14 protein-coding genes and 1 riboswitch are annotated in these 15,266 nt (G+C 69.3%); of the genes, 7 read left to right on the top strand and 7 right to left on the bottom strand.

The window, feature by feature from the left end; translation table 11 throughout:
* Positions 1 to 108 precede the first annotated feature (108 nt).
* From nagA to AC1ROC_RS12245, 6 genes are read right to left on the bottom strand one after another with little or no spacing between them, the layout of a single operon-like run.
* On the bottom strand, positions 109 to 1,269 hold the full coding sequence (gene nagA / locus AC1ROC_RS12220; RefSeq protein WP_085371049.1) for an N-acetylglucosamine-6-phosphate deacetylase: 1,161 nt from the start codon (positions 1,267 to 1,269) through the stop codon (positions 109 to 111).
* 30 nt (positions 1,270 to 1,299) lie between these two features.
* Positions 1,300 to 2,085, bottom strand: a complete 786-nt coding sequence (locus AC1ROC_RS12225) for a DeoR/GlpR family DNA-binding transcription regulator (RefSeq protein ID WP_085371048.1) — start codon at positions 2,083 to 2,085, stop codon at positions 1,300 to 1,302.
* Positions 2,082 to 2,951 carry a class II fructose-bisphosphate aldolase gene (locus tag AC1ROC_RS12230; protein ID WP_085371047.1) on the bottom strand — a complete coding sequence of 290 codons (870 nt, stop codon included), beginning with the start codon at positions 2,949 to 2,951 and terminating at the stop codon, positions 2,082 to 2,084. The genes AC1ROC_RS12225 and AC1ROC_RS12230 overlap by 4 nt, the downstream gene beginning before the upstream one ends.
* Positions 2,952 to 3,008: 57 nt before the next feature.
* Positions 3,009 to 3,923, bottom strand: a complete 915-nt coding sequence (locus tag AC1ROC_RS12235) for a 1-phosphofructokinase family hexose kinase (protein ID WP_085371046.1) — start codon at positions 3,921 to 3,923, stop codon at positions 3,009 to 3,011.
* Positions 3,920 to 4,915 carry an ROK family protein gene (locus tag AC1ROC_RS12240; RefSeq protein ID WP_256922115.1) on the bottom strand — a complete coding sequence of 332 codons (996 nt, stop codon included), beginning with the start codon at positions 4,913 to 4,915 and terminating at the stop codon, positions 3,920 to 3,922. The genes AC1ROC_RS12235 and AC1ROC_RS12240 overlap by 4 nt, the downstream gene beginning before the upstream one ends.
* A complete protein-coding gene (locus AC1ROC_RS12245) occupies positions 4,912 to 5,790 on the bottom strand; it encodes an SIS domain-containing protein (protein ID WP_493000837.1) in 879 nt (292 codons plus the stop codon). The genes AC1ROC_RS12240 and AC1ROC_RS12245 overlap by 4 nt, the downstream gene beginning before the upstream one ends.
* 346 nt (positions 5,791 to 6,136) lie before the next feature.
* On the opposite strand from AC1ROC_RS12245, the gene AC1ROC_RS12250 reads away from it, so the two are divergent.
* The 4 genes from AC1ROC_RS12250 (at position 6,137) to AC1ROC_RS12265 (ending at position 10,622) form a co-directional block, all read left to right on the top strand.
* The gene (locus AC1ROC_RS12250) at positions 6,137 to 7,381 is read left to right on the top strand and encodes an extracellular solute-binding protein (RefSeq protein WP_168689983.1); all 1,245 of its coding nucleotides are present in this window, start codon (positions 6,137 to 6,139) and stop codon (positions 7,379 to 7,381) included.
* Positions 7,382 to 7,391: 10 nt separating this feature from the next.
* Complete coding sequence (locus AC1ROC_RS12255) at positions 7,392 to 8,351, top strand: carbohydrate ABC transporter permease (protein WP_168689982.1); 960 nt, start codon at positions 7,392 to 7,394, stop codon at positions 8,349 to 8,351.
* Entirely contained in the window at positions 8,348 to 9,247 is a 900-nt protein-coding gene (locus AC1ROC_RS12260) for a carbohydrate ABC transporter permease (protein ID WP_493000431.1), read from the top strand. Before AC1ROC_RS12255 ends, AC1ROC_RS12260 begins: the two co-directional genes overlap by 4 nt.
* Positions 9,248 to 9,386: 139 nt before the next feature.
* Positions 9,387 to 10,622: a mannosyltransferase family protein gene (locus AC1ROC_RS12265; protein WP_493000433.1), complete on the top strand. Its 1,236-nt coding sequence runs from the start codon at positions 9,387 to 9,389 to the stop codon at positions 10,620 to 10,622.
* A 6-nt stretch (positions 10,623 to 10,628) separates the two neighbouring features.
* On the opposite strand, the gene AC1ROC_RS12270 is transcribed toward AC1ROC_RS12265, so the two are convergent.
* A complete protein-coding gene (locus AC1ROC_RS12270) occupies positions 10,629 to 12,140 on the bottom strand; it encodes a beta-N-acetylhexosaminidase (protein ID WP_493000435.1) in 1,512 nt (503 codons plus the stop codon).
* 144 nt (positions 12,141 to 12,284) lie between these two features.
* Positions 12,285 to 12,379, top strand: a riboswitch (ZMP/ZTP riboswitch).
* 55 nt (positions 12,380 to 12,434) lie between these two features.
* On the opposite strand from AC1ROC_RS12270, the gene glyA reads away from it, so the two are divergent.
* The 3 genes from glyA (at position 12,435) to AC1ROC_RS12285 (ending at position 15,223) form a co-directional block, all read left to right on the top strand.
* A complete protein-coding gene (gene glyA, locus AC1ROC_RS12275) occupies positions 12,435 to 13,760 on the top strand; it encodes a serine hydroxymethyltransferase (protein WP_085371039.1) in 1,326 nt (441 codons plus the stop codon).
* A gap of 108 nt (positions 13,761 to 13,868) precedes the next feature.
* The gene (locus tag AC1ROC_RS12280; RefSeq protein WP_085371038.1) at positions 13,869 to 14,750 is read left to right on the top strand and encodes a bifunctional methylenetetrahydrofolate dehydrogenase/methenyltetrahydrofolate cyclohydrolase; all 882 of its coding nucleotides are present in this window, start codon (positions 13,869 to 13,871) and stop codon (positions 14,748 to 14,750) included.
* On the top strand, positions 14,747 to 15,223 hold the full coding sequence (locus AC1ROC_RS12285) for a YbaK/EbsC family protein (protein WP_168689978.1): 477 nt from the start codon (positions 14,747 to 14,749) through the stop codon (positions 15,221 to 15,223). Before AC1ROC_RS12280 ends, AC1ROC_RS12285 begins: the two co-directional genes overlap by 4 nt.
* Positions 15,224 to 15,266 lie beyond the last annotated feature (43 nt).

A 15,266-nucleotide genomic window follows, 5' to 3' on the forward strand; every position in this document is an offset into this window, starting at 1 on the left:
CCCCCCCCCCCCCCCCCCCCCCCCCCCCCCCCCCCCCCCCCCCCCCCCCCCCCCCCCCCCCCCCCCCCCCCCCCGCCACAGTCAGCGCGGCAGCACGCCCGCACGCGCTCAGCGCGGCAGCGGCGCTCCCGCCGTGAACACCTGCAGCACGCGGAAGTCGTCGTCGAGGAGCACGGCGTCCGCCGCGTATCCGGCCGCGAGCCTGCCGAGATCGCCACCGCGACCGACGGCGGCCGCAGGGGTCTCCGTGAGCGCGAGCACCGCATCCTCGACCGGGATGCCCACCTCCGTGACCGCCCGGCGCAGCGCGTCGTCGAGGGTGAGGGTCGACCCGGCGATCGAGCCGCCCTCGGCCAGGCGGGCGACGCCGTCGCGCACCTGCACGGCCAGCGAGCCGAGGATGTAGTCACCGTCGCTCGATCCGGCCGCCGCCATCGCGTCGGTGATCAGCGCCATGCGTCCGGGAGCGGAGGCGAACGTCATCCGCACGACCTCCGGGTGGATGTGCACCCCGTCGTTCACGATCTCCAGCGTCACCCCTGCGGTGTGCGTCGCCGCTGCCACGGGACCCGGCGCGCGGTGGTGGATGCCGTCCATCCCGTTGAACGCGTGCGTCAGGATGCTCGCCCCTGCGTCGAACGCCGCGAGCGTCTGCGCATAGTCCGCCGCGGTGTGCCCGACTGCGACGGCGACACCGGCGTCGGAGAAGGCGCGAACAGCATCCAGTCCGCCCGGCTGTTCCGGGGCCAGGGTGATCTGCCGCAGGGTCCCGGTCGCCGCCCCGAGGAGGAGCTCGATGTCGGACGGCGTCGCCTGGCGGAGGAGGGAGGGATCGTGGGCGCCCTTGTGCCCGACGTCGAGGAACGGTCCTTCGAGGTGCGAGCCCAGGATGCGCCGGTCGTCCTGCATCATCGCCGCGATGCCCGCCACCCGCACAGCGAGGTCGTCGACGGGCGCTGTGACGAGGGAGAGGACGAAGCGGGTGGTCCCGTGCTTCTGGTGCAGCGCCATCCCGGTGCGGATCGCGTCCTCGCCGTCGTCGAACGACGCTCCGCCTCCACCGTGGGTGTGGATGTCCACGAACCCGGGGGTGACCCAGGCGCCGTCGGCGTCCGTCACAGCATCCGGCTGGTCGCCGGCGACGGAGATGCGCCAGTCGTCGCCGGTGCCGACCTCTGCGATGGTCTCGTCCTCGAAACGGACCCAGCCGTTGTGCAGGATGCGGCCCTCGCTGACGAGGCGGGCGGAGTGGATGACGTGAGCGGTCATTTGATCGACCATAACCTAAGCACCGATGGCCTACGCGACGATGACCTCGAACCCGGCGTCGGCGAAGGCGGCACGCTGCTCCGCCGTGATGCCGTCGTCGGTGATGAGCGTGTTCAGCACCTTCGGTCCTCCGAGCGTCGCGAACGCCTTGCGCCCGATCTTGCTGGAGTCCGCGACCACCACGGCGCGGGTGGCGCGCCTGGCCATGAGGGAGTTCACGCTCGCCTCGCCTTCGTCGTGCACGGTCGCGCCGATGGCGGGGTCGATGCCGTTGACGCCGATGAACGCGATGTCCATCGTGATCTTCTCCAGCACGACATCGCTGTACGGTCCGACCAGTTCGTAGGAGCGGGCGTGCACGACGCCTCCGGTGACGACGGTCTTGATCTGGGGCCGCATCACCAGCTGAGCGGCGATGTTGATGGCGTTGGTGACCACGGTGAGGTTGGGGTGAGGCGACGGCTCCATCAGGTCGGGCCGGGAGCCGAGCACGGTCGCGACGGCGGTGCTCGTCGTTCCCCCGCAGAGCCCGACGACGGCGCCGCGCGGGACGAGAGCGCTCGCCGCCTGCGCGATCCGCAGCTTCTCCGGAGCGTGCTGCTCGCGCTTGTACCGGATGGGGAGGTCGTATGCCACGGACTGGCCGACAGCTCCTCCGCGGGTGCGGGTGAGCAGCTGCTGGGAGGCGAGCGCGTCGAGGTCGCGACGGGCCGTCGCCGCGGAGATGTCGAGACGCGTCACGAGGTCGTCGACCTCGAGCTGTCCCGTCTCCGCGAGCAGGTCGAGCACGGTGTTCAGCCGCTCAGCTCTGTTCATCGCCGTTGTGTCTCCGTTCGGGTTGACGCCTGCTCCACAGCGAACAGCGCGAGAAGGCGCGCCGCCTCGCCAGCCACCGCGGTGCGTCCTTCGCGCAGGTATTTGCGCGAGTCCACCACCTCGGGATGCGCGGACAGGTAGCCGCGCACCGCCTCCGTGAAGAAGCGGTTGAGGTGGGTGGAGACGTTGACCTTGGTGATGCCGGAGCGGATCGCTGAGACGATCGTCTCATCCGACACGCCGGACGAGCCGTGCAACACGAGGGGAACGGGCACGGCGGCGTGCAGCCGTCCGATCAGGTCGAGGTCGAGCGAGGCCGTCCGCTCCGTCATCGCGTGCGAGCTTCCGACCGCAACGGCGAGGGCGTCGACGCCCGTCTCAGAGACGAACCGGCGTGCTTCTTCCGGGTCGGTGCGCACACCGGGGGCGTGTGCGCCGTCTTTGCCACCGATCTCGCCGAGCTCGGCCTCCACGAAGACGTCGTTGGCGTGTGCGTAGTCGACCACCCGGATGGTCGCCTCCACGTTGCGGTCGTAGTCGAGCTTCGCACCGTCGAACATCACCGAGCCGAAGCCGAGGTCGATCGCCTGGCGGGTCAGCTCCTCGTCCTCCGCGTGGTCGAGGTGGACGGCGACGTGGGCCTGTGACGCCGCCGCGACGGCGATGGTCGCGCGGGCGATCGGCTCGAGGCCGCCGTGGTAGGTGACGCAGTTCTGCGAGATCTGCAGGATGACGGGCAGCTGCGTCTCCTCTGCGGCGGCGACGAGGGCTTCCGCCGTCTCCAGATGGATGACGTTGAAGGCGCCGATCCCGGTCTGCCGGGAGGCGGCGGAGTGCATCAGGTCGGCGGTGGAGACGAGCGGCATGGCTTCCTTACTGGGACGGATGGTGCGGGATGGACGGTGTCAGGGACCGGCGGCGGTTCAGCCGGTGACGATCAGGCGGGTCTCGATCTCGGGGTACGACGGGTCGAGCTCCCCGGCCAGCGGGGCGAGCACGGCGGCGGCCGACCAGGCCGTCGCCCTGCGCAGGATGCGCTCGGGATCGGTGACGCCCGCCGCCAGGCAGGCGGCGACCGCTGCGACCCCGGCGTCCCCTGCCCCGGTGGCGTTGCCGTGCAGCGGCTCGGCCAGCCGGGCGCGGACGGGGGAGGAGGACGGGCCGATCGCGAGCATCCCGTCGGCCCCGAGCGAGACGAGCAGCAGACCGGCGCCGCGGTCGAGGAGGATGCGCGCACCGGCGACGGGGTCGCTCTCTCCCGTGCTCTCCGCCAGCTCTCTGCGGTTCGGTTTGAGGACGGAGGCGCCGGCTTCCGCGGCGCGCAGGAGGCCCGGACCCGTCGCATCCACGATGCTCGGGATGCCCCTGGCCGCCGCGAGCGCGACCAGCTCCGCGTAGAAGTCCTCCGGCGCTCCGGGCGGGAGACTGCCCGAGCCGACGATGCAGGTGGCCGGCACGGACAGCCGGGTGACCGCATCCCACAGCGCGGACCATTCCGCGGAGGAGAGCTGGTCGCCGGTCTCGTTGAAGATGGTGGTGAGCCCGCTGCCTCTGTCGACGATGGCGACGCTGCTGCGGGTCTGCGCGGCGACCGGGACGACCTCGTGCGGAACCCCGCTCGCGCCGAGGTCGTCGGCCAGGCGCAGCCCGGCGACCCCACCGGCGGTGGTCAGCGCGAACGCGCTCCCGCCGGTCTGCGCGATCACGCGGGCCACGTTGATGCCCTTGCCTCCCGCGCGCGCCGCAGGGGCGGCGACGCGATGGCTCTCGCCCACGTCGAGCTCGTCGACCGCGTATGTGAGGTCGACGGCCGGGTTGGGGGTGACGGTCAGGATCATGCTGTCTGCTCCTCAGCTTGCTGCTCGGCGGGCGTCGCGGCGTCGAGCAGGTCGCGGGCGCGCAGGGCGGCTCCGATCACCCCGGCGTTCTCGCCGATGCTCGCCGGGAGCAGCACGGGACGTCGCTGGAAGGTGAGGATCGCATCCAGCCGCGCGGCCAGCGGCTCGAACAGGGCGGGGCCGGCCTGGGCGAGACCCCCGCCGATGACGATGGCCTCCGGCGCGAGCAGCGCGACGGTGTGCGAGAGGTCGAGGGCGAGCGCATCCAGTGCAGAGTCCCAGACGGACTGCGCCACGGCGTCGCCGGCCGCAGCGAACTCGAGCACCTCCTTGGCGCCGGGGACGGCGACGCCGGAGAGCGCGGTGTACCGGCGGGCGATGGCCGCCGCGGAGGCGATGGCCTCCAGGCAGCCGCGACCGCCGCAGGCGCACTCCGGACCGTCAGCGACGCGGGAGTGGCCCATCTCGCCCGCCATGCCGCCGCCCGTGTGCAGGCGGCCGTCCACGAAGATCGCGCCGGCGATCCCTGTGCCGATGGCCATCACGACCACGTCGCGGTACGGCGCAGCAGCTCCGATCCTGTGCTCGGCCTCTCCCGCACCTCGCACGTCGTGGCTGAACGTGACCGGCAGTCCGACGGTCTCCTCGACGCGGGCGCGGAACGGGAAGTCGTGCCAGCGCAGATTCTCCGAGAAGACGCCGATGCCGGCCTCGTCGTCGACGTGGCCGGGCACGAGCAGCCCGATGGCGAGCGGACGGACCTCCGGATGCTCGGCCCTGAACCGCGAGGACAGCTCGGCGACGGCGGAGACGACGGCCTCGGCCGTCTGGTCGCCGTCGTGCGGTGTCGCCCGGCGTTCGAGCGCGACGATCCTGCCGTCCGCGTCGATCAGCGCGGCCTTCATGTCCGTGCCCCCGACGTCGAAGGCGAGCACGGCGTGGCCGGCGCCGAGCGGAGCCGACCGGGACGGGGAGGTGGCGTGCTCTGTCACGGCGCGAGGATGACGGAGCGGGTCAGGTTGCGGGGGTGGTCGGGATCGAGCTCGAAGCGGCGGGCTCGGGCGAGCGCGACCCGCTGGGCGCGGATCAGGTCGGCCATGCCGTCGAGGTCGCTGTTCTCGAAGTGCGCGCCCGTCACCGCGACATCGGCGGCGAGCCCGGACGGCGCGGAGCCGAACATCCAGGTGACGCGGCCGGGAGCTGCGATCGCGATCGGTCCGTGGCGGTATTCCTTGGCCGGGTACGACTCCGTCCAGGACTGCGAGGCCTCGCGCATCTTCAGCGCGGCCTCGTGGGCGAGGCCGACGGTCCAGTTGGCGCCGAGGAAGGAGTACTGGTCGGCGGAGATCAGGGTGTCGTCGAGCTCCTCGTCGACCGCCGTCTGCGCATCCCGGATCGCGGCGTCGATGTTCTCGCCAAGCGACGCGCGGATCAGCGCGAGGGAGGTGGTGGCGAAGCGCGTCTGCACCACGGACTTCTCGTCGGCGAACGGCAGAGCGACGACGTCGTCGACCAGGTCGACGAGCGGCGTGTTCGGGTCGCCGACGACGCCGACGGTCCTGGCTGTGCTCCCGGATGCGCGGAGCTGGTCGAGCAGTTCGAGCACCTCGGTCGTCGTCCCCGACCTGGTGAGCGCGACGACCGCGTCGTACTCACGGTCGACGAAGGCCTCAGAGGCGGCGAACGCGTCGGTGACGCCCAGCCCGGCGGTCTCCCGGAGGGCGGCGTACGACTGCGCCATGAACCAGGAGGTGCCGCAGCCGACGACGGCGATGCGCTGTCCGGTCGACGGCAGGAGCGACTGCTCTGCACGCAGATCGGCCGCGCGCGCCCAGGTCTCCGGCTGCGAACGGAGTTCGGCCTCCATGTCGGCACCGAGCGTGGATGCTTGCGTCACTACTACGTCTCCTGTCTGTCGCCAACCACTTCCAGGACAATGATCGCTTATGAGCGATAAGTCTGTCTAGTGATCATCTTCAATCGCTCATTGGCGCCTTTTGCCGGATCTGTTGCGACGGAATTAACGCCGTGTAACGATCTGGGCGGAATTCCTTGACGAGCGCCCCAGTAGGCGCAATGATTCGAGCATCCAGTGAATACATGTGATTGTTTCGTGCAGGAACAAATCACAAAGGATCAATACTGACGCACCGTCGCGCAGCACTTCGTACCTTGCATCTGACGGTTCGTTCCCTTCGAGAGTGAGGAAGTCCATGAAGAAATCCCTGCGGTGGGGCGCAGCCGTCGCGATGGCGACAGCGGCGACCATGACACTCGCATCCTGTGGATTCGGCGGCGGCTCCGGCGGCGGATCGTCCAGCGGTGCGCAAAGCCTGGACCTCATGGTCGCGAGCTATTCGGACAACACCAAGGCCGAGTGGCAGCAGATCATCAAAGACTTCGAGGCGAAGAACAGCGGCATCACCGTCAACCTCGACGTCGAGTCGTGGACGGACATCAACAACGTCATCAAGACGCGCATCCAGGCCGGCAAGCAGCCGGACATCCTGAACATCGACGCCTTCGCCGGTTTCGCGGCGGACGACCTGCTCTACCCGGCCAAGGACATCGTCTCGTCGAAGACGCTCGACGACTTCCAGTCGGCGTTCGCCAAGAACGCGTCGATCGACGGCACCCAGTACGGCCTGCCGTTCATCGCCTCCGCCCGCGCGCTGTTCTACAACAAGGACCTGTTCGCCAAGGCGGGCATCACCGACCCGCCCAAGACCTGGGCGGAGTTCGAGACGGACGCCGGCAAGCTCAAGGCGGCGGGCGTCACCGGATACGGGATGCCCCTCGGCAGCGAGGAAGCCCAGGCCGAGACCGCCATCTGGTTCTACGGAGCAGGCGGAGGGTACGGCGACGCGAAGAAGCTGACCATCGACAGTTCGGAGAACGTCGACGGCGCCACCGAGATGCAGAAGATCATCAACTCCGGCGTGACGGAGGCGAACCCCGGTTCGACCAACCGCACCCCGCTGATGAACGTCTTCATCCAGGGCCAGATCGGGATGCAGATCGGCCTCCCGCCGATCGTCGGCCAGATCAAGGACAAGAACCCGAGCCTCAAGTACGGCATCGCGCCCATCCCCACCAAGGACGGCTCAGCGTTCACGCTCGGCGTCGCAGACCACCTGATGGCCTTCAAGGGCAAGACGGACAAGACGGCCTCGATCAAGAAGTTCCTCGACTACTTCTACTCGGCGGACGTCTACACCAAGTGGGTCGGCGCGGAGGGCTTCCTGCCCACCACCAAGTCCGGCGCGGACGCGATGGCCTCCGACGAGACCATCAAGCCGTTCCTCGACCTGCTGCCGAACGCCAAGTTCTACCCGTCCACCAACCCCAACTGGGCAGCAGCGCAGGGGGCGATCCAGAGCCAGATCGGTCAGCTCGGTCAGGGTGCCAACCCGGCAGACCTGCTGAAGTCGATCCAGGCGAAGGCCGACGGGCAGTAGTCAGCGCGGCATGAGTCACACCATCGAAACGACCGAGACGGGGGCGGCCACCGGCCGTCCCCGTCGCGGGGCGTCGCAGAAACCGCAGGGCACGGGCGCCCGTGACCTGGCGAACGCGGTCCCCTGGACGCTGCCCGCCCTCATCCTGATCTTCGGCGTGGTGCTGTTCCCCGCCGGCTACATGATCTTCAACTCCACCAGGAAGATCTCGGTCGCCGGAGTCGACCACGGCTCCGTCGGCTTCCAGAACTACCTCACGGTGCTCAACCGGCCCGAGCTGCCTGGCATCCTGTTCAACACGCTGCTCTGGGTCGCGTCCGTGGTGGTGCTGACCGTCGTGATCTCGCTCGCGCTCTCGCAGTTCCTGAACAAGAACTTCCCCGGCAGGCAGTGGGTGCGGATGGCCATCCTCATCCCGTGGGCGGCCAGCGTTGTGATGACCACGACCGTCTTCGTCTACGGCCTCGACCCGTTCTACGGCATCATCAACAAGTTCCTGGTGGATGTGCACCTGCTCGCCGAGCCGTTCGGCTTCACCAAGGAGCCGGTGCCGGCGTTCCTCTCTTCTATCGCGATCGCGGTGTTCGTCTCCCTGCCGTTCACCACGTACACGCTGCTCGCGGGTCTCGCGGGCATCCCGGGCGACATGCTCGAGGCGGCGAAGATGGACGGCGCCGGCGCTGCTCGGACATACTTCGGCGTCACGCTCCCGAACCTCCGCAACGCCATCGCCCTCGCCAGCCTCATCAACATCATCAACGTCTTCAACAACCTGCCCATCCTGAAACTGATGACAGGGGCGATCCCCGGCTACAAGGCGGACACCACGACGACGTACATGTTCAAGCTGCTGCAGAACGAGCAGAGGATCGACCTGTCGAGCGCGCTCAGCGTGATCAACTTCCTGATCGTGCTCGTGGTCGTCGCGCTCTACCTGTGGATCGTCAAACCCATGAAGGAGGTCTCGTGAGCGTCCAGGCCCCCAGCATCACCGCCCCGGTGACGCCGCCGCCGCGCCGCCGCCGTCCCGCCGAGAACCGGTTCACCGGCAGAGTCGCCGGCCGGATGGTCGCCGGTCTCGTGATCGCGCTGGTCTTCATCGCGCCGTACCTGATCATGCTGGTCGGCTCGTTCAAGAGCCGCAACAACATCCTGACGGTGCCTCCGACCTACCTGCCGACCACCTGGCATCCGGAGAACTACCTCACGATGTGGTCGACTCCGGAGACGCCGCTGCCCGAGAACCTCATCTCGACCATCGTGATCTCGGTGTTCGCGACGGCACTCGTGCTGCTGGTCTGCGTGCCGGCGGCCTATTACACGGCGCGGTTCCGGTTCCCGGGGCGCGGGGTGTTCCTCTTCCTCGTGATCGTCACCCAGATGCTGCAGCCGACGGTGCTCGCGACAGGCCTCTTCAAAGAGATGGTCGCCCTCGGCATCAACGACACCTGGCTGGCGATGATCCTCGTCAACGCGGCCTTCAACCTGGCGTTCGCGATCTGGATCATGCACAACTTCTTCGCGGGAGTGCCCAAAGAAGTGGACGAGGCCGCCCAGCTCGACGGCGCAGGCAAATGGACCGTGCTCTTCCGGGTGCAGCTGCCCCTGGTCTGGCCCGGCATCGTGACGGCCATCATCTACACGTTCGTCGCATCCTGGAACGAGTTCGCAGCGAGCCTGGTCATCCTGTCGACGGACGCCAACCAGCCGCTCTCTGTGGCCCTCACCAAATTCGTCGGCCAGTACGACGCCGCCTGGCAGTACGTCTTCGCGGTGTCGATCGTGGCGGTCATCCCGGTGGTGGTGCTGTTCATGCTCATCGAGAAACGACTCGTGGGCGGACTCACGCAGGGCAGCGTGAAGTAGACCGGTGGGGGTGCCCGCGCGTGTGGCGCGATGCGGGCGCCTCCCACCTGGGGTGTGAGGATGTACCCCAAGTGCGCGCACGCCGCGCGGAGAGTACGATCGCGGCGAACACACAGACCGGGGTCGGCAGACTGGGACTATGAGCGTGAGAGAGCGGCTCGGCGTGCTCGCCGAGAGGGGTACCGCATCGCCGTCGCGGATTCGCGTGGCCGGGCGCGAGTATCGCTGGTGGGTGGTCATCCTGGCCGTGTTCGTCGCATCCCGGGTGTTCACCACGACGCTGATGGTGACCCTGTACGTCGCGGCGACGGTCGGTGAGTGGCATTTCGCGAGTTCGCGCACGGAGCCCAGCTTCTGGACGTTCTCCGGGTCGTGGGATGCGTCCTATTACCGGAAGATCGCCGAAGGCGGGTACCCGACGACGCTTCCGACCGACGACAGCGGGCACGTGCAGCAGAACTCGTGGGCGTTCCTGCCGCTGTTCCCCGCCATCGCGCGCGGGCTCATGTTCGTCACCGGGCTCGGGTTCTACCCGGCCGCCGTCATCGTCGCCACGGTGTTCGGCGCTGCGGCGACGCTCGTGCTGTACCGGCTGGTCGCATCCAGGGTCGGCGCGTCGAACGCCCTCTGGGCTGCCGTGCTGTTCTGTTTCGGGCCGCTCTCGTTCGTGCTGCAGATCGCGTACGCGGAGAGCCTGTTCTTCTTCCTGATGTTCGCGGCGCTGTGGGCGATGATGGCGAGGCGGTACTGGCTGGTCATCCCGTTCGGGGTGGCGGCCGCGTTCACCAAACCGGGGGAGCTGGCGCTGCCGCTCACGCTCGGGATCGTGTTCCTGGTGCGTCTGGTCGTCTCCCGGCGCGGACAGGAGGCGTTCGGCTGGCGGGAGCGCATCGCGATGATCGTGGCGGGGGGAGTGACGGCGGTGGCCGGGCTCGCGTGGCCGCTGATCGCATCCGTCGTCACCGGATACGCGGACGCGTACGTCGAGACGGAGCTGTCGTGGTGGACCGGCTTCATCGGGCGGGTCGCCTTCGTGCCGCTGACGCCGTGGTTCCTGTTCACCTGGAAGTACGCGAACGTGATCGGGGCACTCCTGGTGGTGGCCGCGATCGGCGGTTTCGCCTGGCTGCTCAGCAGGCCGAGCGTCCGCGCGCTCGGCACGGAGGTGGTGGCGTTCGCGGCAAGCTACGGGCTCTACCTGTTCGCGGTGTTCCTGCCGCAGCAGAGCCTGTTCCGGCTGCTGATGCCGCTGGCGCCGCTCGCCGGTGCGCCGGCCCTCGCCGCCAATAAACGGGTCAGGATGATCGTGCTGATCTGCGGGATCGCCCTGCAGCCTGTCGCCCTGCTGCTGCTCTGGTTCCTCGGCTACCCCTGATCGAGGTCAGGAGCTGACGCGTTCCCGCCAGCGCACCTCGGGCACACGGCGGAAGTTGGTACCCGCCGCCTCCCAGTGCTCCGCGAGGTCGGCGACGCGCTCGGCGAAGTCGTCGAAGTCGCGGGCCGTCTCCACCGCATCCGTGTCGGACGGCGCAGGCGACCAGCCGATCTCCGCCACGGCGGCGAGGCGGGGGAACACCATCTCCTCGATGTCGGAAACGGTCGCCACCGTCTCCGTCCAGAGCGGAGCCTCCACGCCCAGGATGTGCGCCTCGGTGAGCCCGGGGACCACCCGCGCCGGGTCCCACTCGTACGACTGGCGCAGCGTGGTGGGGCCGTCCGCCCAGTCCTGGCCGAGGCGGTCGCCCTCCTCGTAGACGATGTCGAGGTATGCGACGTCGGCGGGGGACATGATGACGGAGCCGCCCTGCCGCACGAACGACAGGGTCTCGTCGGCAGCGCTGCCGCGCGGGGTGAGGAAGTCCCAGTACTGGCCGACCGTGCCATCCGGCAGGTCGCCGCTCTTCCCCATCTCGTGCCAGCCGGCCGGGATCTTGCCGTGGCGGGCGACCGTCGCGGCTGCGTCGGCGATGAAGCGGAGGAAATCGGCGGGGTCGGTGCTCTGGCACTCGTCTCCGCCGATGTGCAGGTACGGCCCCGGCGTCAACGCAGCGACCTCGCGCACGACGTCGTCGACGAAGCGCGCCGTCGTCTCGTCGCCGGAGAGGAGGGTGCTGAAGCCGACCTTCGACCCGGTGTACAGGGCGGGGGAGACGCCGTTGGCGTTCAGCTCCGGATACGAGGCGAGTGCCGCGTTGGTGTGGCCGGGCATGTCCAGTTCGGGGACCACTGTGACGTGCCGCTCCGCCGCGTACGCCACCAGATCGCGGAACTCGTCCTGCGTGTAGAAGCCGCCCTCGCTGCCGTCGCTCCCGGTCGACCCGCCGTGCGCCGTGAGGTTCGGCCAGCTGTCGATGTGGATGCGCCAGCCCTGGTCGTCGGTCAGGTGCAGGTGCAGGTGGTTGACCTTGAGGAGCACGATCGCGTCGATGAAGCGCTTGACCGCATCCGGGGAGAAGAAGTGCCTCGCGACGTCGAGCATCGCACCGCGGTACGCATACCGGGGGTGGTCGACGATGCGGACGGCGCCGATGGTGAGCGGGTCGGACCCGCATTCGGCGGGGACCAGCTGCCGCAGGGTCTGGACGCCCCAGAACGCGCCGGCGGTGGTCGCCGCTCCGATGCGGACGCCCTCCGCGGCGACCTCGAGCGTATAGCCCTCCGCGTCATGGCCGTCCGGAGCCTCGTCGTCCGCGATGACGATGGCGATGTCGCCGAACGCCGGAGGCTCGTGCACGACGGTGAGGCTGCGGCTGCAGTCGGAGGCGAGCTCAGCGCGGAGCAACTCGGCGACGGAGGAGGCTCCAGGGCCTGCGACGCTGATCCGCGCATCCGGTGCGAGGGTGAACGGCGCGGAATCGACGGACTCGAGCATCGCCGGGCGGGGGATGACCACGCGTTCTCCTTCAACTGAGCATGCGTTGGGTGCTTGGTGTGCTGACGGCCGTCGTTGCCCGCCCCTCCGGTCGGCCACCTGCGAGTATTGCAGCCCTCCTAACAAACGGCAAGGGTTCGCCTCCCAGCCGCCCTTTGCTATGCTTGCTCGCGTCGCGACTGGCGCTCAAATGGTCACCATTGGGGAGCGACGAATGCCCAGCGAAACGGGCGGATCGGCCGCGCGCCTGGGTCGATACGGGAACATCCCACCCGTCTGCGTTCACTGCTGAGTTGCATTTATAAGGAGCCGGTTTTGACTGACACACTCCCATCCACGTTCACGGCCCCGCTCGCGGAGGTCGACCCGGAGATCGCAGAAGTTCTGGCGCTCGAGCTCGGCCGCCAGCGCGACTACCTCGAGATGATCGCGTCCGAGAACTTCGTGCCGCGCGCGGTGCTCGAATCCGTCGGCTCGGTGCTCACCAACAAGTACGCCGAGGGCTACCCCGGCCGCCGGTACTACGGCGGCTGCGAGTACGTCGACATCGCCGAGCAGCTCGCGATCGACCGCGCGAAGAGCCTGTTCAAGGCCGAGTACGCCAACGTCCAGCCGCACTCCGGCGCGAGCGCCAACGCGGCCGTGCTGTCCGCCATCGCGACGCCGGGCGACACCATCCTCGGTCTGGAGCTCGCCCACGGCGGTCACCTGACCCACGGCATGAAGCTCAACTTCTCCGGCAAGCTCTACAACGCCGTCTCCTACGGCGTCGACCCGGAGACCTTCCTCGTCGACATGAACGTCGTGCGCGACAAGGCGCTCGAGCACAAGCCGCAGGTCATCATCGCCGGCTGGTCCGCATACCCGCGTCACCTCGACTTCGCCGCGTTCCGCGCGATCGCCGACGAGGTCGGCGCGAAGCTCTGGGTGGACATGGCGCACTTCGCCGGTCTCGTCGCCGCGGGCATCCACCCGTCGCCCGTCCCGTTCGCCGATGTCGTGTCGTCGACCGTGCACAAGACCATCGGCGGCCCGCGCTCGGGATTCATCGTCTCCCGCGACATGGAGCTCGCCAAGAAGCTCAACTCCAACGTCTTCCCCGGCCAGCAGGGCGGCCCGCTGATGCACGTGATCGCCGCCAAGGCCACCGCGTTCAAGCTCGCGGCGACCGACGAGTTCCGCGACCGCCAGGAGCGCACCGTCCGCGGCGCGCAGATCCTGGCCGACCGCCTGACGGCGGAGGACTCCCGCGCCGGTGGCGTGGATGTGCTCACCGGAGGCACCGACGTGCACCTCGTGCTCGCCGACCTGCGCAACTCGCAGCTCGACGGCCAGCAGGCGGAGGACGTGCTGCACGAGGTCGGCATCACGGTCAACCGCAACGCCGTCCCGTTCGACCCGCGCCCGCCGATGGTGACCTCCGGTCTCCGCATCGGCACCCCGGCGCTCGCGACCCGCGGCTTCGGCGACGTGCAGTTCACCGAGGTGGCCGAGATCATCGCAGCAGCGCTCCAGCCCGGCGCGGACACCGCATCCCTCCGCAGCCGTGTCGACGCGCTCACCGCCGCGTTCCCGCTCTACCCCGGCCTGACCCCGTCCGGCCAGGACGCGTTCCCGGTCGAGCTCCCCTCCTCCATCTAGCACCAGCCCACCTCCCGCAGCAGTCGAATCGGGACCTCTGCACGCGGCACGCCGTCGGCGGGCGTGCACAGGTCCCGGCTCGACGGCGTCACAACGTTAGGAGCGCGGATGAGCGCACAGATTCTGGACGGAAAGAAGACAGCGGCCGCGATCAAGGCGGAGCTGAAGGAGCGCGTCAGTGTGCTGCGCGAGCAGGGCGTCGTGCCCGGGCTCGGCACGATCCTGGTCGGCGACGACCCCGGATCGCAGTGGTACGTCGCCGGTAAGCACCGCGACTGCGCGGAGGTGGGCATCTCGTCCATCCGCCGCGATCTGCCCGCCGACATCTCGCAGGCCGAGCTCGAGGCCGTGATCGAGGACCTCAATAGCGACCCGGACTGCACCGGCTTCATCGTGCAGCTCCCTCTGCCGCCGCACATCGACACCGACGCGATCCTCGAACTGGTCGACCCGGCGAAGGACGCCGACGGGCTGCACCCGACCAACCTCGGCAGGCTCGTCCTCAACGTCAACCGCCCGATCACCACGCCTCTGCCGTGCACGCCCCGCGGCGTCATCGAGCTGATGCTGCGTCACGGCATCGAGCTGGCGGGCAAGGATGTGGTCGTCGTCGGTCGCGGCGTGACCGTCGGTCGCGCGATCGGCTCGCTGCTGACCCGCCGCGAGATCAACGCCACCGTCACGCTCACCCACACCGGAACGGTCGACCTGGATGCGCACCTCAAGCGCGCAGACGTGATCGTCGCCGCCGCAGGCGTGGCCGGCCTGGTCACCGCGGACAACGTGAAGCCGGGCGCGATCGTCCTGGATGTCGGCGTGAGCCGCATCGACGACCCGGAGACCGGCAAGAGCCGCGTGGCCGGGGATGTGGCGCCCGAGGTGGCGGAGGTCGCCGCCTGGGTGTCCCCGAACCCCGGAGGCGTCGGCCCGATGACGCGGGCTCTGCTGCTGCAGAACGTGGTGGAGTCGGCGGAGCGCTCCCTGCGATGAGCGACAGGACGCATCCGGCCGTCGAAGCGGTCGAGGCTGCCCTGCTCGCGGCCGGTGTCGAGCCGCGCGTGCGCTGGTTCGAGTCCGCGACGCCCACGGCGGTCTCCGCTGCGGCCGAGCTGGGCGTCGAGGTCGGCGCCATCGCCAACTCGCTGGTCTTCACCATCGACGACGAGCCGCTGCTCGTGATGACCTCGGGCGCGCACCGGGTCGACACCGCGTTCCTGGGGGAGCGGCTCGGCGGGCGCATCCGGCGTGCCGACGCCGACACGGTGAAGGCCGCGACCGGCCAGACCATCGGCGGTGTCGCGCCGGTCGGGCACCCGGCTCCGCTGCGCACGGTGGTGGATGTGGCGCTCGCCGGATACCCGGAGGTGTGGGCCGCCGCCGGTCACGCGCACACGGTGTTCTCGACCACGTTCGAGGAACTGGTGCGTATCACCGGCGGAACTCCCGGCCCGGTCGCGGAGTAGCCGAACTGCTGGTCCCGCTGAGCCCCATCGAGCCGGGACTTCT

Source organism: Leifsonia sp. GW821-FHT13C05 (genome assembly GCF_058806515.1).

Bases quoted from the DNA above. Each gene is read 5' to 3' on its own strand.
- nagA (WP_085371049.1), bottom strand. From the start codon at position 1,269: ATGACCGCTCACGTCATCCACTCCGCCCGCCTCGTCAGCGAGGGCCGC.
- AC1ROC_RS12225 (WP_085371048.1), bottom strand. From the start codon at position 2,085: ATGAACAGAGCTGAGCGGCTGAACACCGTGCTCGACCTGCTCGCGGAG.
- AC1ROC_RS12230 (WP_085371047.1), bottom strand. From the start codon at position 2,951: ATGCCGCTCGTCTCCACCGCCGACCTGATGCACTCCGCCGCCTCCCGG.
- AC1ROC_RS12235 (WP_085371046.1), bottom strand. From the start codon at position 3,923: ATGATCCTGACCGTCACCCCCAACCCGGCCGTCGACCTCACATACGCG.
- AC1ROC_RS12245 (WP_493000837.1), bottom strand. From the start codon at position 5,790: ATGGAGGCCGAACTCCGTTCGCAGCCGGAGACCTGGGCGCGCGCGGCC.
- AC1ROC_RS12250 (WP_168689983.1), top strand. From the start codon at position 6,137: ATGAAGAAATCCCTGCGGTGGGGCGCAGCCGTCGCGATGGCGACAGCG.
- AC1ROC_RS12255 (WP_168689982.1), top strand. From the start codon at position 7,392: ATGAGTCACACCATCGAAACGACCGAGACGGGGGCGGCCACCGGCCGT.
- AC1ROC_RS12265 (WP_493000433.1), top strand. From the start codon at position 9,387: ATGAGCGTGAGAGAGCGGCTCGGCGTGCTCGCCGAGAGGGGTACCGCA.
- AC1ROC_RS12280 (WP_085371038.1), top strand. From the start codon at position 13,869: ATGAGCGCACAGATTCTGGACGGAAAGAAGACAGCGGCCGCGATCAAG.
- AC1ROC_RS12285 (WP_168689978.1), top strand. From the start codon at position 14,747: ATGAGCGACAGGACGCATCCGGCCGTCGAAGCGGTCGAGGCTGCCCTG.